At 66.9% G+C, this 17,472-nt stretch carries 13 protein-coding genes; 8 read left to right on the top strand and 5 right to left on the bottom strand.

Features of this window, described 5'->3' with window-relative positions; translation table 11 throughout:
* Window positions 1–10: 10 nt before the first annotated feature.
* Window positions 11–787, bottom strand: coding sequence for an ABC transporter permease (locus tag QM615_RS03810; RefSeq protein WP_283347023.1), 777 nt, complete (start codon window positions 785–787; stop codon window positions 11–13).
* Window positions 784–1,515: an ABC transporter ATP-binding protein gene (locus tag QM615_RS03805; protein WP_283347022.1), complete on the bottom strand. Its 732-nt coding sequence runs from the start codon at window positions 1,513–1,515 to the stop codon at window positions 784–786. The genes QM615_RS03810 and QM615_RS03805 overlap by 4 nt, the downstream gene beginning before the upstream one ends.
* 136 nt (window positions 1,516–1,651) lie before the next feature.
* Here QM615_RS03805 and QM615_RS03800 point away from each other — a divergent pair, with 136 nt between their 5' ends.
* The 4 genes from QM615_RS03800 to QM615_RS03785 all read left to right on the top strand — a co-directional run bounded on the left by QM615_RS03800 (window position 1,652) and on the right by QM615_RS03785 (window position 10,208).
* Window positions 1,652–2,773: a histidine kinase gene (locus QM615_RS03800; protein WP_283347021.1), complete on the top strand. Its 1,122-nt coding sequence runs from the start codon at window positions 1,652–1,654 to the stop codon at window positions 2,771–2,773.
* Window positions 2,770–3,414 (top strand): response regulator, encoded by a 645-nt coding sequence (locus QM615_RS03795; RefSeq protein ID WP_283347020.1) that lies wholly within the window; start codon window positions 2,770–2,772, stop codon window positions 3,412–3,414. The genes QM615_RS03800 and QM615_RS03795 overlap by 4 nt, the downstream gene beginning before the upstream one ends.
* 63 nt (window positions 3,415–3,477) lie before the next feature.
* Window positions 3,478–6,795 carry an ATP-dependent helicase gene (locus QM615_RS03790; RefSeq protein WP_283347019.1) on the top strand — a complete coding sequence of 1,106 codons (3,318 nt, stop codon included), beginning with the start codon at window positions 3,478–3,480 and terminating at the stop codon, window positions 6,793–6,795.
* Window positions 6,792–10,208, top strand: coding sequence for an ATP-dependent helicase (locus tag QM615_RS03785; protein ID WP_283347018.1), 3,417 nt, complete (start codon window positions 6,792–6,794; stop codon window positions 10,206–10,208). Before QM615_RS03790 ends, QM615_RS03785 begins: the two co-directional genes overlap by 4 nt.
* Here QM615_RS03785 and QM615_RS03780 read toward each other — a convergent pair.
* Window positions 10,171–10,557, bottom strand: a complete 387-nt coding sequence (locus tag QM615_RS03780; RefSeq protein WP_094670882.1) for a DoxX family protein — start codon at window positions 10,555–10,557, stop codon at window positions 10,171–10,173. The genes QM615_RS03785 and QM615_RS03780 overlap by 38 nt on opposite strands.
* Window positions 10,558–10,662: 105 nt before the next feature.
* Here QM615_RS03780 and QM615_RS03775 point away from each other — a divergent pair, with 105 nt between their 5' ends.
* Window positions 10,663–11,730: a potassium channel family protein gene (locus tag QM615_RS03775; protein WP_094670884.1), complete on the top strand. Its 1,068-nt coding sequence runs from the start codon at window positions 10,663–10,665 to the stop codon at window positions 11,728–11,730.
* A 24-nt stretch (window positions 11,731–11,754) separates the two neighbouring features.
* Window positions 11,755–12,657 carry an NAD(+) diphosphatase gene (gene nudC / locus QM615_RS03770; RefSeq protein ID WP_283347017.1) on the top strand — a complete coding sequence of 301 codons (903 nt, stop codon included), beginning with the start codon at window positions 11,755–11,757 and terminating at the stop codon, window positions 12,655–12,657.
* A 7-nt stretch (window positions 12,658–12,664) separates the two neighbouring features.
* On the opposite strand, the gene QM615_RS03765 is transcribed toward nudC, so the two are convergent.
* Complete coding sequence (locus tag QM615_RS03765) at window positions 12,665–12,934, bottom strand: mycoredoxin (RefSeq protein ID WP_032398313.1); 270 nt, start codon at window positions 12,932–12,934, stop codon at window positions 12,665–12,667.
* 116 nt (window positions 12,935–13,050) lie between these two features.
* Here QM615_RS03765 and QM615_RS03760 point away from each other — a divergent pair, with 116 nt between their 5' ends.
* Both QM615_RS03760 and QM615_RS03755 read left to right on the top strand, forming a co-directional pair.
* Complete coding sequence (locus QM615_RS03760) at window positions 13,051–15,165, top strand: ATP-dependent DNA helicase UvrD2 (RefSeq protein WP_373455157.1); 2,115 nt, start codon at window positions 13,051–13,053, stop codon at window positions 15,163–15,165.
* 603 nt (window positions 15,166–15,768) lie between these two features.
* The gene (locus QM615_RS03755) at window positions 15,769–16,089 is read left to right on the top strand and encodes a WhiB family transcriptional regulator (RefSeq protein ID WP_068045970.1); all 321 of its coding nucleotides are present in this window, start codon (window positions 15,769–15,771) and stop codon (window positions 16,087–16,089) included.
* Between the two features lie 34 nt (window positions 16,090–16,123).
* On the opposite strand, the gene QM615_RS03750 is transcribed toward QM615_RS03755, so the two are convergent.
* Window positions 16,124–17,434 carry an ABC1 kinase family protein gene (locus tag QM615_RS03750; RefSeq protein ID WP_068045967.1) on the bottom strand — a complete coding sequence of 437 codons (1,311 nt, stop codon included), beginning with the start codon at window positions 17,432–17,434 and terminating at the stop codon, window positions 16,124–16,126.
* Between the last annotated feature and the right edge of the window lie 38 nt (window positions 17,435–17,472).

The raw sequence follows: 17,472 nt of genomic DNA, 5'->3' as shown, positions 1-17,472 counted from the left end.
CCGTATCGCGCTAGGACCAGCGAAACAACCGGATCGCGCAGGCGGTTCCGGCGATCACCGCGACCACGAGTCCGATGGGTCCGCCGATGTCGACAGGCGTTCCGGCCCAGGCAGATCCCAGCGCACTGACGGTGGCACCGAAAGGAAGTACCTCACCGATGGCCGCAACCGGACCGGGCAGATCCGCGACCGGTCCGAACAGCCCGCCGACTGCACCGAGAACGAGGAACAGCGTCAGACCGATCGCGACGGCCGAGTTCGCTGTGGGTGCGACGGCAGCCACGACGATCCCCAGCGAGTACATCGCCGCGGCACCGAGCGCGAGAACGGCCGCAACCAGGATCGGGTTGTGCGGGGGCGTGATTCCGAAGAGCAGGGCAGCAGTGGACAGAGCGATGCCGATTCCGAGTGTCGCTTGGACGGCGCTGGTGATCACCTGCGCAGCCAGCACCTGCGTCGGTCGGATCGGTGTCGTCGACAGTCGCTTCAGTACGCCGGACTTGCGATAGAGCGCAAGAAAGCTCGGCATGTTCACGATTCCGACGACGGCGATGATCATGGTCAGGGCGAGTGGCAGTACGAACCGGTCGAATGCGGTGATCGCGCCCGGACCGACGATTTCCGACGAGGTACCCGATCCGTTCATCACCAGTACGAGAACCGGGAGGGCGATGGGAACGATCAGGCCGGCAGTGTCCCGGGTGACCATGCGCATTTCGGCCCGCACGAGCGCGCCGGTGGCGCGCAGGCCCGGACGAGGTGAAGCGTCGATCTCGTGTGCGGTCATGCCGAGCTCCGTTCGGTCAGCGCCAGGAATGCGTCCTCCAGGGTGGCTCGGTGGTCGCCTCCGAGGCCGGCGTCGGCGATCAGAGAATCCGGTGTGCCGGTGGCCACCACGGAGCCTCGATCGAGGACGGTGATGCGATCGCACAGGCGGTGTACCTCGTCCATGTGATGGCTGATCAGCAGGATGGTGACACCGTCTGCGCGGAGGTCCTCGATCAGTCGCCACACGGTGCGTCGTGCATCGGGGTCGAGTCCGGTGGTGAGCTCGTCGAGCAGGACCACCCGAGGGGAACCGATCAGGGCGAGGACGACCGACAACCGTTGTTGCTGGCCTCCGGACAACCGTTCGTAGCGCACCCGGCGGTGCTCGTGCAGGCCGACAGCGCGGACGAGAGCGTCTCCATCGGCAGGTCGACGGTGGAAGGAGGCGAACAGATCGACCAGTTCGGCAACGGTGAGCGCGGTGTGCAGGTCGTTGGACTGCAGCTGTACTCCCAGCACGGAGCGCACTCGATCGCGGTCGGTGAAGGGGTCGAGTCCCAGAACTCGTACGGCACCGGAGCTCGGCCTGCGAAGGCCTGCAACGGTTTCGACCAGGGTCGTCTTGCCGGCACCGTTGCGCCCGAGCAGGCCGTGCGTCTCGCCTTCGGCGACCGTGAGGCGCACGCCTGCCACGGCGGTCCGTCCCCGATACCGCTGGGTGATGTCTCGAACGTCGATCGCTGCCATCCGATGCTCCCTTCTCGATGGTCTCGATCTCGACGCTAGATCGGCCGTGGCCTGCGCACAGGTGCCGATGGTCACCGATGGTGATCGTGACTTTCGGCAGGGGTGTGCGGACGAAATGGGCGATAAAGTCGACAGAATGAGACGCCTCGGACCCGACGTTCTGGCCGGTGCGTTCGTGTCTGCGCTCGCGGTCGCGATGGGCGCTCTCGTCGTCTTCGATCGGTCGATCGCCGACGGTCTCGCGGTTCCCCGCTGGGTCTGGGCTGCGCTGTTCGTGGTCTTTCTGCTCGTGCAGACCGCAGGCATGTGGTGGGAAGACCGGTTGCCGGATCGTCTCGTGCGCGCGTGCTTCGGCGCACAGGTGGTACTGGCACCGATTCTGGTGCTGACCGCCCCGACGGCGGGTTGGTTGCCCATCCTGCTGGTGTTCACCTCGACGTTCGCCGTGTATCGGGTGACCGGTCTCTCGGTGGCGGTCGTCGTTGCGGTTTACACCTGCTGCGTGGGGGTGTCGGTTGCGATCCGGGGTGGACGGATCTCGGAGATCGCGCTGATCACGTCGATCTACGGGGCGCTGCAGGTGGCCAGTGCGTTGTCGGTGACCGCACAGCTGCGACAGGCTCGGCTGCGTCGGGAACTGGCGGTCGCGCACGCCGAACTACGCACTGCCAGTGCGTTGTTGGACGATTCCTCCCGTGCCGACGAGCGATTGCGCATCGCACGAGAGTTGCACGACGTGCTCGGTCATCAGCTCACCGCACTGAGCCTCGAACTCGAGGTGGCGTCTCACAGGGTCTCCGAGCCTGCGCGCGAGCACGTCCTTCGGGCGCAATCCATCGCACGCGACCTGCTCGGCGACGTTCGGTCGACCGTCGGCGAGGTACGCGCCAGGACTCCGGTGCTGGGGGAGTCACTCGATCGTCTGGTTGCCCGGCTACCCGAACCGGTCGTGCATCTGACGGTCGACCCCGAGATCAGGGTCGACGAGGCTCGCGCGGTGGCTGTGGTCCGCTGCGTGCAGGAGATGATCACCAACACCATTCGCCATGCGAATGCCGACGAGATGTGGATCGAGGTACGCGCGGATTCGACCGGTGCGCTGTCGGTCTCGGTGCGCGACGACGGCCGGGCGACGGCCGATTTCGAGCCGGGGCACGGGCTGCGAGGAATCCGAGAGCGCATCGAAGGACTCGGCGGCACGGTCACGTTTTCGGTCGATCGCGGGTTCGCGGTCCATGCGACGGTGCCAGCACCGTGATCAGGGTCTTGATCGTCGACGACCACACTCTGGTTCGGCAGGGTATCCGCAGCCTGCTCGACCTGGCCCCCGACATCGAGGTGACCGATGAGGCGGAGGACGGTGCCGCTGCGGTCGCGTCGATCGAACTCGATCCTCCCGATGTGGTCCTGCTCGACCTACGCATGCCGCGGTTCGACGGACTGTGGACGCTACGGGCTTTGCAGGACAGAGGAATTCGGGTTCCGGTCTTGGTTCTGACGACGTTCGACGACGACGAGTTGGTGCTCGGGGCGCTGCGGGCGGGCGCGAAGGGCTACCTGCTCAAGGACGTGACCTTCGAGCGGCTCGGCGGTGCCGTACGTGAACTCGCGGCCGGGCGCACCTTGGCACAACCCGCCATCACCGAGAGACTGCTGGACGCTCTCCGGGCCGGGAAGCACGGCCCGAGCGACGTCGGAGTCGCCGACACACTCACCGCCCGCGAGATCGACGTCCTACGGCTCGTCGCAAGCGGATACACCAACAGATCGATAGCCGACGCACTGCATCTGGCCGAGGGAACCGTCAAGAACCACATGTCCTCGGCCATTCTCAAACTCGGTGCGAACGACAGAACGAGCGCAGTTCTGCGTGCGCTGCGTGACGGCCTGCTCGACTGACCGGGCCGGCGATCGGTCCGGGCGGCGGCCGATGTGTCGGTGGCTCGTGATTGCATCTGTGTCATGAGCTCGGACGGCAGACACGGCGCGACGGTCACACTCGTCCGTGCGCCCAAGGTGGCTCGCCCGGCACGTGAGTGGACCGGCTCGGCAGCGCGGCTGCTGTCCTCGACACCCGACTCGGCAGCAGAGGCCGCGACAGGTGCACCGCGATGGAATCCGTGGCAGATCCTGGGTGGTCCCGGCACGGGTAAGACATCGCTCGTGGCCGATTACGCCGTCTCGCGCATCGTCACCGGTGATCCGGAGTCGGTGCTGATGCTCACCCAGTCCAAACGGGCGGCAACTGCGGTCCGCGAGGTCATCACCTCTGGTCTCTTCAGCGGCGATCACGCACTGCGGGCGACCCGTGAACCGTTGGTGCGCACGGTGCACTCCTACGCCTTCGCGGTGCTGCGGCTGCAGGCCTCGCTGTACGGCAATCCGCCACCGCGATTGCTGACCGGTGCCGAGCAGGACGCCGTGGTGCGTGAGATGCTGCGCGGCGATCTCGAGGACGGAGCTCGAGACTGGCCGGAGCGGCTGCGTCCGGCACTGGGCACCGCGGGATTCGTGACTGCGGTGCGAGACATGATGCTCAGGTCCGCCGAACGCGGGATCGGACCGGAAGACCTCGTCAAACTGGGTCGCAAACACGGCCGACCCGAGTGGGTTGCCGTCGGGAGGTTCGCTGCCGGATACGAGCAGGCCATGTTGTTGCGCGGTGCCGTCGGAGTGGAAGCGGCCGGAGCCACGGCACCGGGTCTGGACGCCGCCGAGCTGATCGGTGCAGCGCTCATGGCGTTCGCCACCGATCCCGAATTGCTGCGCAGCGAACGCGCCCGTATCCGGCACCTCGTCGTCGACGACGCGCAGCACCTCGATCCGCAAGCGGCACAGCTGGTTCGGCTGATCGGAACCGACACCGAATCCACCGTCGTCGCCGGGGATCCCGATCAAGCCGTGTTCACCTTTCGCGGTGCCGACCCCTCTTTCGTGGCCGACCTGGTCGAGGTGGATTCGCCGCGTCGCGTGATGCTCACTCGCAATCACCGGTCCGTGCCCGAGGTCGCAGAGCTGACCGACATCATCGCCGGACGGTTGCCCGGGCTCGGTCGGCACCGCTGTCCCGAACCGGTGGGCACCGCACGCTTCGGTGAACCTGCAGCGCGAGTGCACGTCGTGTCCTCGCCTGCCAAGGAGGCGGCGATCATCGCCGACGCCATGCGTCGTGCCCACCTGATCGACGGCATGCCGTGGTCCGAGATGGCGATCGTGGTGCGGTCCGTGCCGCGCACCCTCGCACCGTTGCGTCGGGCGCTGCACGGCGCAGGGGTGCCGATGATCACCCCGACCTCGGAGCTACCGCTGCATCGCCAGCACGGGGCCGTGGGTCTCCTGCTGGTGCTGCGTGCGATCTCCGACCCGAGCTTCGACGGTGAAGATGCACTCGCGCTGCTCTCCGGGCCGATCGGCGGGGCCGATCCGGTGGGTCTGCGGCGATTGCGCCGGGGCGTGCGCAGGCTCGAACTCGCATCGGGCGGCGAGCGCGACTCGGCCGAGCTGCTCAGAGTCGTACTCACCGACGACGCTCGGGGGAGCGCCGGGTGGATCGGCGGACTCTCGGATGTGGAGTCCGCCCCGTTGCGTCGAGCCCTCGGTGTCATTCGGAAGGCACGGGCGCTCGCCCGCACCGGCCGCGGTGTCGAGGACGTGCTGTGGGCGGCGTGGCAGGCATCGGGGCTCGAGCGGCGTTGGTCCACCGCGTCCGCCTGGGGTGGCTCGGCCGGTGCCCAGGCCGACCGCGACCTGGATGCGGTGGTGGCGCTGTTCGACGCGGCGGCAGCATACGTCGACAGGTTGCCGCGGGCTCAGATCGGTGGATTCCTCGATTACATTGCGCAGCAAGAGATTCCTACTCTGAACTCACACCGCGCCACGGTTCGGGCCGACGCGGTGACGCTGCTGAGCGCGCATTCTGCCGCGGGTCGGGAATGGGAGCTCGTCGCGGTCGCCGGGGTGCAGGAAGGCCTGTGGCCGGGGCTGCGGTCACGTGGCAGCCTGCTGGGCACCGACACCCTGGTCGACCTCGTATCCGGGAAGGTCGATGCAGCTGCGGCGCTCGACGGGCGACTGTCGAAGTCGGCACCGTTGCTGGCCGAGGAGCGCACGCTGTTTCTGGTGGCGTGCAGTCGCGCTCGATCGACCTTGCTCGTGACAGCCGTCGATTCCAGTACCGGAGATGCGGATCTGGTCCGATCGCGATTCGTGGACGAACTACGCGGCGTCGACGGCGGAGGCGAGTCGGATCTCGCACCCGGGACCCCCGTGCCGGAGACCGCGCACCGAGTTTTGGCGCTGCCCATGCTGGTGGCCGAACTCCGAAGTGTGGTGTGCGATCCGATTGTCGCCGAACAGGATCCGGACAAGCGTGCCCGAGCGGCCCGGCATCTGGCCACTCTCGCCGACGCCGGTGTCCGAGGCGCGCATCCCGACGAGTGGTTCGGAGTGGCAGGGCCGAGCACCGACGCGCCGATGTGGCAGCTCGGCGACGGTCCGGTGCCGCTGTCGCCGTCGACGGTGGAACAACTCACCACCTGTCCGCTGCGGTGGATGCTCGAACGTCACGGCGGCAACGACGGCACCAACACCCATGCGGTCACCGGCACGCTCGTACACACTCTCGTCCAGGCGGTGGCCGGCCGAATACCGCCGGAGCAACTCCGGCGTGCGCTCGAAACAGCATGGGATGCAGTGGACCTCGGATCGCAGTGGTTCTCACGGCACGAACTCGACCGAACCGGGGCAATGCTCGAGACCTTCGAGACCTGGTTGCAGGGCAGTCGAGGCGAGCTCACCGAAGCCGGAGTCGAAGTGCGCGTCGACGGCATACTCGACGCTCGGTCGGAGGACGAGCCGGCGGTGGCGTTGCGCGGCCGCATCGACCGACTCGAGCACGATCCGGACGGTCGGCCGGTGATCATCGACGTCAAGACGGCCAAGACCGTGATGTCCAAGGAGGATGCCCAGGGTCATCATCAGCTGGCCACCTACCAGGTCGCCGCGGCAGCCGGTGCCATCGAGGGCGAGCCTGCGGGCGAGCCCGGCGGAGCGCGGCTGGTGTTCGTGGCCAAGCCCCACAACAAGGACGGGGCAACGCAGCGTGTCCAGCAAGTGCCGACGCCGGAGAAACTCGAGGAGTGGCGAGACACCGTGCATCAGGCCGCATCGGCGACGCAGGGACCCACGTTCGAGGCGCGGATCAACGACGGCTGCAGGCACTGCCCGGTCAAGTCCAGTTGCCCGGCACACGAGACGGGAAGGCAGGTGACCGAGCAGTGACGACATCGACGAAGACACGGACCGGTTCGGTACGGGTGTCGCCGGTCGAGCTCGCCCGGGCGCTCGGGCAGAAGCATCCACCGACCGACGAACAAGCCGCGGTGATCGCAGCGCCGCCCGGCCCGACGCTCGTCGTCGCGGGGGCAGGTGCGGGCAAGACCGAGACCATGGCGGCCCGCGTGGTGTGGATGGTGGCCAACGGTTTCGTCGACCCCGACCAGGTTCTGGGGCTGACCTTCACTCGAAAAGCTGCACAGCAGTTGACCTCTCGAATCAGAGCTCGGCTGGCTCGGCTGGCCGGATCCGACCTGGTGCGCGCACTCGACCCCAGCCTGGCACTGCGCGAGCGAATCCTCGGTGCCGAGCCGGAAGTGAGCACCTACCACTCCTACGCGGGCCGACTGCTCACCGAGCACGGCTTGCTGCTGCCGATCGAACCGTCCGCGACTCTGCTCTCGGAAACCGAACTGTGGCAGCTGGCCCACCGTGTCGTCAGCACCTGGGACGGCGACCTGGACACCGACCGCAACCCCACGTCGGTCACCGAGGCGGTACTCGCACTCTCCGGTCAGTTGGCCGAGCATCTGGTCGATCCCGAGGATCTGCGCCATGCACACGTGGAGTTGGAGAAGCTGGTGCACACTCTCGGGCCGGGACCGCGACAACGCGGCGGCCCCACCAAGGAGTTGCTGAACATCCTCGACGCACAGCATCAACGAATCGGGTTGCTGCCGTTGGTGGAACGGCTGGCGCAGACGCTGCGGCGCGAGGGCGCACTGGATTTCGGCTCGCAGATGTCGATGGCGGCGCGGGTCGCGGCCGAGCATGCCGAGGTGGGAATCGCCGAACGGCAGAGATTCCGGCTCGTGTTGCTCGACGAGTACCAGGACACCGGTCATGCCCAACGCGTCCTGCTGTCGTCGCTGTTCGGTTCCGGCAGCGATCCGCAGTTGGCCCTGACCGCCGTCGGTGACCCGATGCAGTCGATCTACGGGTGGCGCGGCGCATCGGCAGCAAATCTGCCTCGGTTCGCCACCGATTTCCCCAAGGCCGACGGCAGCCCGGCACCCCGGCTCGAGCTGCTCACCAGCTGGCGAAATCCGCCCGAGGCATTGACGCTGGCCAACCTGATCACCGACCCACTGCGCCGCGTCGGGGTGCCGGTGCCGACCCTGCGGGCCCGCCCGGGTGCGGTTCCCGGTGATGTCCGACTGGCCGTCACCGATACCGTTGTGGGCGAACGAGAGTGGATCGCCGACCGGATCGCGGGGGAGTACCGTGCTGCACTCGAACAGGACCGCACGCCGCCCACCGCCGCGGTTCTGGTGCGCCGCAACGCCGACGCCGAGCCGATCGCGGACGTGCTGCGCAGCCGCGGGTTGCCGGTGGAGGTCGTGGGGCTCGGTGGATTGCTGCACGTTCCCGAGGTGGCCGACATCATCGCGATGCTGCGGTTGGTGGCCGACCCCACTGCCGGTAGCTCGGCGATGCGCATCCTCACCGGCTCTCGGTGGCAGATCGGACCGACGGATCTGCGGGCACTCTCGCAGCGCGCCCGAGAACTCGAGATCCGCGGCGGCTACGGCACCGCGGGTCGCGTCGACGACCCGGAGGCACTCGATGCGGCGCTCGGTAGCGCCCTACCCGGCGAGCAGTCGGAGCAGGCCGGTCTGGCCGACGCGATTGCCGATCCCGGTCCGGCCGAGCGGTACTCGGAGGTGGGGCATCGCCGGATCGTCGCCCTGGCGGGCGAGCTGCACCTGCTGCGCGATCGAATCGGTCAGCCGCTGACCGAATTGGTCGGCGACATCGAACGGATCATGGGGATCGGTGTCGAAGCTCAGGCCCGCACACCGATCAGCACCGACGGCGCGGTCGGTCGTGAACATCTCGACGAATTCGCCCATGTGGTGGCCGATTACGCTGATAACCCGACTGCCACGGTCACCGGATTCCTGTCGTTCCTGGCCGCTGCGGAGACGGTCGAGGACGGCCTCGCCCCCGGAGAGGTCGACGTCGCCCCCCATCGTGTGCAGGTGCTCACCGTCCATTCCGCGAAAGGCCTCGAATGGGAGGTGGTCGCGGTCCCGCACGTGGCGAAGGGCGTGTTCCCGTCCGCGAACGCATCCTCGACCTGGCTCGGGGCGATGGCCGAGTTGCCGCCGTCGCTGCGCGGTGACCGCGCGCTCGACGGCGAGGGCTCGGAAGGCGTTCCGGTCCTCGAACTCGACCGACTCCACAATCGCAAGGACCTCGAGGACGCCGTCAAGAGTCACAAGGATGCGCTGGCGAGGCGTCGACTCGCCGAGGATCGCCGACTGTTCTACGTGGCACTCACCCGAACCGAACGGGTGCTGCTGGTATCCGCGCATCACTGGGACGAGACCGCCACGAAGCCGCGTGGGCCGTCGGAGTTTCTCGCCGAGTTGCACACACACACCGAGCAATTCGCCGACACCGCGGTGATCGAGCAGTGGGCACCCGCCCCGGAGGATGGGGCATCGAACCCGCTCGGAGCCGTGCCGCACACCGCGTCCTGGCCACGCGATCCACTCGGCTCCAGGCGCGGAGCGATCGAGAGCGGTGCGCAGGAAGTGCTGCGCGCGCTGGCAGATATTTCGGCCACACCGAGCGAAGAGCGTGACGGCATCCAGGATCGAACCCGGGAGGACCCCGAGAACTGGGCCGCGGACGTCGACACTCTGCTGGCCGAGCGGGCCGCACGATCGGTCGCGGGAGTGGACGTGGCTCTTCCCGGCAACCTGTCGGTGACGCAGCTGGTCGACCTCGCGGCGGACCCCGATGCGTTGGCCTCACGACTGCGCAGGCCGCTGCCGTTCCCGCCGAACCCGTTGGCGCGCAGAGGAACCGCGTTTCACGCCTGGATCGAGCGCCGTTTCGGCGCGACCCGATTGCTCGATCTCGACGAACTGCCGGGCTCGGCCGACACCGGAGCCTCGGCCGACGTCGACCTCGAAACCCTCCAGCAGGCGTTTCTCGAATCGGACTGGTCGCTCCGCAGCCCCGTCGAAGTGGAGGTACCGTTCGAGACCTCCGTGGCGGGAACGGTACTGCGAGGCCGCATCGACGCCGTGTTCGCGGACGCGGACGGCGGCTGGACCGTCGTCGACTGGAAGACGGGCGCAGAGCCGACGGCGTCGGAACAGCGGGCGGTAGCGATGCAGCTCGCGGCCTACCGGTTGGCGTGGGCCGAGCTGATGTCCATCGGGCGGACCGAACCGGTACCGCTCGACCGAGTGCGCGCAGCGTTCCATTACGTGCGCAGCGGTCACACCATTTCGCCCGAGAACCTGCCGGACGCAACGGAATTGGCCCAGCTTCTGGAAGGCCGGGCCGGGCCCGAGCAGCCAGAGCCTACGGTGCGTTCCGGCGAGCCTTCAGAGCCTCGGTGACGAGCGGGATCTGCAGCGGCAGCCGGGCGATCATCGCTGCTTTGAGAGCAGGTGAGGTCTTCGGGCTCTGCACGTACTTCCACGCGAGGTTGATGTTGGCGGGGAAGACCACGACGAACAGCGCGGCCGCGAGTGCACCGCCCAGTCGGCGAGTCCGTGGTGCGGCCAGCGTTGCGGCCACGGCGAGTTCGGCCACACCCGAGACCTGCGTGTAGGTCCGCGCCGAGCCGGGCAAGGCCGTCGGTACCTGGGCATCGAAGAACTTCGGCGTGGCGAAGTGCAGAACTCCGGCTCCGGCGAGCAGTCCCGCGAGGCGCAGTGCGGCTGCCTGACTCGATCTCTGTGTCATGCCCATACCGTGCCACACCCAGCGTCGTCGGCACGGAAGCCTGGCATGGGGTTACGCTGCGTGCCGTGAATGATCTCGACATCGGTGAGTACCTCGGCGGGCGACGTGGCAGGTAGGTTGCGAGCGCGCTTGGGTGACAGCGGCGCGCTGACCGACAAGCCCGACTTCGCCCTCGTGGGAGTGCTCCGGGTACCCGAACTGGAATCGAGTCCGTGGCGCGCCATCTACAAGCGAGTTCTGATGGCGCTGGGCATCCTGTTCTTGGCGGCGTTCGTCGTCTATCTCGATCGCGACGGGTACAGCGACAACCAGAACGGCGAATTGTCCTTCCTGGACGCCTTCTACTACGCAACCGTGTCGCTGTCGACGACGGGATACGGCGATATCGCACCGATGAGCCCGTCGGCTCGACTGGTCAACATCCTGGTCATCACACCCCTCCGGGTCCTATTCCTCATTCTGTTGGTCGGTACCACGCTGTCGGTTCTCACCGAGCGGTCCCGGCAGGCATTCAAAATTCAGCGATGGAGACGCAGCGTGCGCAATCACACCGTGGTCATCGGTTTCGGCACCAAGGGCCGTACCGCAGTCGACGCGATGCTCGGAGACGGCGTGTCGGCGTCCGACATCGTGGTCGTCGACACCGATCAGATGGTGCTCGACACCGCATCGGCCATGGGCTTGGTCACGGTCCACGGTTCGGCGACCAAGTCCGACGTGCTCAGACTCACCGGTGCCCAGCACGCGTCGGCGATCATCGTGGCGACCAATCGAGACGACACCGCAGTGCTGGTGACTCTGACCGCCCGAGAGATCGCTCCCAAAGCCAAGATCGTCGCAGCCATCAGGGAAGCCGAGAACACGCACCTGCTGCGTCAGTCCGGTGCCGATTCGGTTGTCGTCTCGTCCGAGACCGCGGGACGTCTGCTCGGTATCGCCACGTCGACTCCGTCCGTCGTGGAGATGATCGAGGATCTGTTGACGCCGGAGGCAGGCTTCGCGATCGCGGAGCGTGAAGTCGAGCGTGACGAGGTGGGCGGGTCTCCGCGGCACCTGACCGACATCGTTCTCGGGGTGGTGCGGGGCGGCAAACTGTTCCGAGTCGGTACTCCGGAAGTCGATGCGGTCGAGGCCTCCGACCGACTGCTCTACATCCGTCGCGTCGGCGACTAGTCACGGCCAAGTAGGGTCGTGCGCGTGCCGAAATTCCAACTCGCTCACCCCCCTCGACTGTCCCGATCGCCACTGAACAGGGCAGAAGAACTGCGCCGAGACACCGCAGCGTTGGCAGCGGGTTGGCCGACTGCTCGCATCCTGAACGTGGACGGCAGAGGCCGATTCCCGGTTGACGAGAACGGCCTGGTGTTCGGCTCTGCCGCGGATCTCGCCACCGAGCCGACGGCCGATGCAGTGTTCCTCGGAATTCACGGCGATCGGCATCTGTGGGCCCGACGGGTGGAGGTCGTGGCGGGCACGGTCGGCGACCTGCGCACCGACGGCGATCGACTCGACAGCGCCGCGTTGTCGACGGTGACCGGAGCCCTGGCGATCCTCAATTGGCATGCGAGCGCGCAATTCAGCTCACTCGACGGCGCGCCGTCCGTTCCGTCGAGCGCAGGCTGGTCGCGAACGAGCACGTCCACCGGTCACGAGGAATTCCCGCGTACCGATCCGGCGGTGATCTGTCTCGTTCACGACGGCGGCGACCGAGTGTTGCTGGCGCGGGCACCCGCGTGGCCCGAGCGTCGTTTCTCGGTGCTCGCGGGCTTCGTCGAGGCCGGTGAGTCGCTGGAAACCTGTGTCACACGGGAGATCAGAGAAGAAGTGGGCCTGGACGTGTCCGGTATCGAGTATCTGGGCAGCCAGCCGTGGCCGTTTCCACGTTCGGTGATGATCGGGTTCTCCGCCGTCGCCGACCCGGAGCAACCGCTGCACTTTCAGGACGGCGAGATCGCCGAGGCCCACTGGTTCGATCGGGCGGAAGTTCTCGCCGCGCTCGAGCTGGGCGACTGGGGATCGGATTCGACCTCCCGGTTGCTTCTGCCGGGCTCGATCTCCATCGCACGGGGAATGCTCGAGGCGTGGGTGGCGACGGCCTGACGTCCGATCAGAGCGACAGCGCGCGCTTGACCTCGGCCAGAGTGGGGTTCGTGGCCGTCGAGCCGTCGGCGAAGAGCACGGTCGGCACCACATGGTTGCCGTTGTTGACGCTGCCGACGAAGTCGGCCGACTCCGGGTTCTGCTCGATGTCGATCTCGGCGTACTCGATTCCGGCCTGGTCGAGCTGGGTCTTGAGCCTGCGGCAGTAACCGCACCACGTGGTGGAGTAGACGGTCAGCGCGGCCGGGGTCTGCGGGGTGTTCTCGGTAGTGGTCACGTGAACAGTCAACAGGAGCGCAGGCGCGATTGTTCCGGCCGACACCTGCATCGGCCGTCGGCCACCCGGTTCGGCCCCGGGTGGAACTGTCGGTACGCACTGACACAATGGTCCTCATGGCTGACGACGCGATGACCGCCGGACTCGATCCGGAGCAATCCGCGGCGGTACTGGCTCCCCGTGGCCCGGTCTGCGTTCTGGCCGGTGCGGGCACGGGAAAGACACGTACGATCACCCGACGCATCGCCCACCTCGTCTCTGCCGGGCATGTGTCCTCGGGACAGGTGCTGGCGGTCACGTTCACCGCGCGCGCGGCCGGCGAGATGCGTGGCCGTCTGCGCGAGCTCGGCGTCGGGGGAGACGGTCCTCCGGTGCAGGCTCGTACGTTTCACGCCGCGGCCATGCGCCAGCTCAAGTACTTCTGGCCTCAGGTGGTCGGCGACACCGGCTGGCAGCTGCTCGACCGCAAGTTCACCGTCGTCTCGCAGGCGGCGAACCGCGCCGGGGTGTCGACGTCGACGGACGCCATCCGAGATCTCGCGGGAGAGATCGAGTGGGCCAAGGGATCATTGATCGCACCCGAGGACTATCCGCGCATCGCGGCGAGCAATCGTCGTGACGTTCCGATGGACGCGACCAAGGTCGCCGCCGTGTACGCAGGTTACGAGGAGCTCAAGTCGCGCGGCGGTGACGGGATGTTGCTCGACTTCGACGACCTCCTGCTGCACACGGCCGCTGCGCTGGAGGAACATTCGTCGGTGGCCGACGAGTTCCGTGAGCGCTACCGCTGCTTCGTCGTCGACGAATACCAGGACGTCACTCCGTTGCAGCAACGGGTGCTCGACGCCTGGGTGGGCGAGCGTGACGATCTCACCGTCGTCGGCGACGCGAACCAGACCATCTATTCCTTCACCGGGGCATCTCCGCGGTATCTCCTCGACTTCTCACGGAAGTACCCCGAGGCCACCGTGGTTCGGCTCGAGCGCGACTACCGTTCCACGCCCGAGGTGGTGTCCCTGGCCAATCGCGTGATCGGTGCCGCTCGCGGTCGCATCGCCGGCACCCGACTGCAGTTGATCGGTCAGCGTCAGCCAGGACCGGAGCCGGAGTTCTTCGAGTACGACGACGAGCCTGCGGAAGCCGACGGTGTGGCGCGTGCGGTCAAGCGATTGATCTCGAAGGGCGTCGAGCCGGCCGAGATCGCGATTCTGTACCGCATCAACGCACAGTCGGAGGCACACGAGCAGGCGTTGACCGAGCTGAAGATCCCCTACCAGGTGCGTGGCGGCGAGGGGTTCTTCACCAGGCCCGAGGTGCGGCAGGGAGTCAACGCGTTGCGGCAGGCAGGTGGCCGTGACGATCTGCCCGACGGCGCACAGGCGGGCGAGGGACTGCCGGCTCTGGTGCGAGCGGTGTTGGCCCCGCTCGGCCTGACGGCAACCGAGCCGACCGGTGCACAGGCCCGCGAGAAGTGGGCATCTCTCGGCGGTCTGGTGCAGCTCACCGAAGAACTTCTGGTGCACGATCCGGAACTGACCCTCGAGAAGTTGTTGGGGGAGCTCGCCGCGCGCGCCGAGGCGCGGCACCCACCGACGGTCCAGGGCGTGACCCTTGCGTCGCTGCATGCGGCGAAGGGGCTCGAGTGGGACGCGGTGTTCATCGTCGGTCTCGCCGACGGCACCCTGCCGATCTCGCACGCGATCGGCAACGACCCCAGTGCCAACAACGAGGCGGCCGTCGAGGAGGAACGCAGGCTGCTCTACGTCGGTGTCACCCGCGCCCGTGTCCACCTGCATCTGTCCTGGGCGCTCGCCCGCAACGAGGGTGGACGCAAATCGCGGCGGCGGTCGAGGTTTCTCAACGGTCTGATCCCCGAGGACTCACCCGCCTCGCGTATCGCCGCGCCTGCTGCCAAGAAGTCCGGGCCCAAGTGTCGGTTGTGCGGGAAGCCGTTGATCGGTACGTCCGCGACCATGCTGGGTCGGTGCGACAGTTGTCCGTCGAACGTAGACATCGCCCTGCTCGACGCGCTGAAGTCGTGGCGATTGGACAAGTCCCGCGAACTGAAGGTGCCCGCGTACGTGGTGTTCAGCGACAACACGCTGACGGCCATCGCGGAGCAGCAACCGCAGGACGAGCGTGGGTTGGTCGCGATTCCGGGAATCGGGGCCAAGAAGCTGGAGCGGTTCGGCGAAGAAGTTCTCACCGTGGTGCGAGCCTCGGACACGTGACGCGGAGGTCAGAAAATTTCCGCAAAACCGCAGGTAGAAAATAACTTGTGCAGATATCGGCGGGGGGCTTAGTCTGTTTCATGTGCCGCGGGAGATCGCGCACTGTCCAATCCGCCGACGAGACCAGAACAGGAGCTGAAGAAAATGATCAACACATTGCACGCCGCCGTTGCCCACGCAACCGTCGCGTTCAGCCCTGTCCTCGGCACGGCACCTTTCGGAGTTGCCCCCCTCGGCACTCATGCCGCCGCCGCAGGCTCTGTTGCGCAGACGTGGATTCGTTCCTCTGCTTTCGGCCCCATCCAGGAGTCCGCATATGCGGCCTCGGGGGCGAATTGCGCCCAGGTCGCCCTGGCACCAGGAGCGAAAGCCGTTCCTCAGGCAGCCCGACGTCACCGCGCACCACGTGCGTCCGTGCTCGACAGCAGACACCGACTTCACTGTCGGTAGACGCTTCGACAAGCCCCACCAGGCCACGGACCCGCACTCGCGGACCGTGGCCTTTCTCGTTCAGGTAGTTCCTCTATCCGAGCGTGAGGCCGACTGGTTCGCATCACCCCTCGAACCGATAACGACGCCGCACGAAAAGTAGAGGAGACCGACGTGTCAACCGCCACGATCCGGACGACATGCCGACCAGAGTCCGAAAGTGCCTACGCTGCACAGTATTCGACCGAATCGGTCGAACTGGCCTTGTCGGTGCCCTGCCGAGCGGCGAACCCCGACATGTGGTTCGCCGACACCCCTGCCGAACTCGAGCAGGCAAAGGCGCTGTGCGCCCAATGCCCCATCCGGCGTACCTGCCTGAGCGCGGCCCTCGACCGGGCCGAGCCGTGGGGCGTCTGGGGCGGCGAGATCCTCGAGCAGGGTGTCGTCATCGCCCGCAAGCGTCCCCGGGGACGGCCACGCAAGAACGCAGCATGACGCCCGAGACCGGTGCCCGGTTTCGCCGAACGAATCAGTCGGTGAAGCCGGGCATCCACTCGGTCAGGATCGCCATGTACGGCGCGTAGGCGTCGAGTTGGGCACAGATCCCGACCAGCCCGCCCAGCACGCGAAAAATCATCACGTATTCCGCAGGCATGTTCAGTGCACGAACGGTGCGGAACTGCGCACTGTTGAAATCTGCAGCGGTGCCCGCGGCCTTCTGCAGCCAGGCCCGGGTGAAGTGGAACGATTCGGTGTGAATCGGATCGGTGAAGGGACGCAGATAGTCTTCGATCTCCTTCTCTGTCACCGTTCGGCCCGGCACCACGAAGCCGCTCTCCGTGAACAACACCACGAGCTCGTCGAACTTCTCGTCGCGGGCGAGCGAGACCATACGACCCAGGACGGGCGGGAGACCGTCGGGCATCGGAGCGCACGCACCGAAGTCGATGACACCCATGCGTCCGTCGTCGAGCATCATGAAGTTGCCCGGATGCGGGTCGGCGTGCAGCAACTTCGCCCGCGCCGGGGACACGAATGCGAACAACGCGAGCAGTTCGCCCGCCCGGTTACGCTCCTCGGCCGTCCCGTTCGCGATCACATCGGCCAACGGCCTGCCCGTCATCCATTCGCTGACAACGACTTTGGGAGCACTGGCGACGATCTTGGGAATCGCGAACTGTGAATCGCCTGCGAATTCCTTGCTGAAGGCACGTTGATTCGCGGCCTCGATACGGTAATCCAGCTCGTCCTCGGTACGGGCCGTCAATTCTTCGAGCACCGGCTTGACGTCCGTGCCCGCGAGCACCGTGCTGAACAGGTTCGCGAACCGCGACAGCGTCTTGAGGTCGGAGCGCAATGCGTCGTCTGCGCCGGGGTACTGGATCTTGACCGCGACATCGCGTCCGTCGGCCCAGGTTGCGCGGTGCACCTGTCCGATGCTCGCCGACGCGATCGCAGTGTCGTCGAAATCGAGGAAACGTGACCGCCACGCAGTTCCGAGTTGCTGGTCCAACACCCGATGCACGGTCTTCGCGGGCATGGGCGGGCCCTGCGCCTGCAGTTTGGTCAACGCCTCGCGGTACGGCTCCGAATACTCCTCCGGAACGGCCGCTTCCATCACCGAGAGCATCTGCCCGAGCTTCATGGCACCGCCCTTGAGCTCCCCGAGGACGGAGAAGAGCTGTTCGGCTGCCTTGGCGGCCATGTCCGCATCGATTTCGTCACGATTGCCGCCGGCGAGCTTCTTGCCGAACCCCATGGCAGCACGACCGGCCATCCCGAGGGGAATGCTGGCCAGTTTTGCAGTACGAGTCGATCCACGGCGCGGTATGTCAGACACAGCTCCATCATGGCTGAACCTTCCGACAATTGCTCGGA

The organism is Rhodococcus sp. IEGM 1341, assembly GCF_030056895.1.
In the GTDB taxonomy this organism is placed as follows: Bacteria; Actinomycetota; Actinomycetes; order Mycobacteriales; family Mycobacteriaceae; genus Rhodococcoides.
Note: the sequence above shows the minus strand (reverse complement) of the source record. Positions and strands in the feature narration are given on the sequence as shown.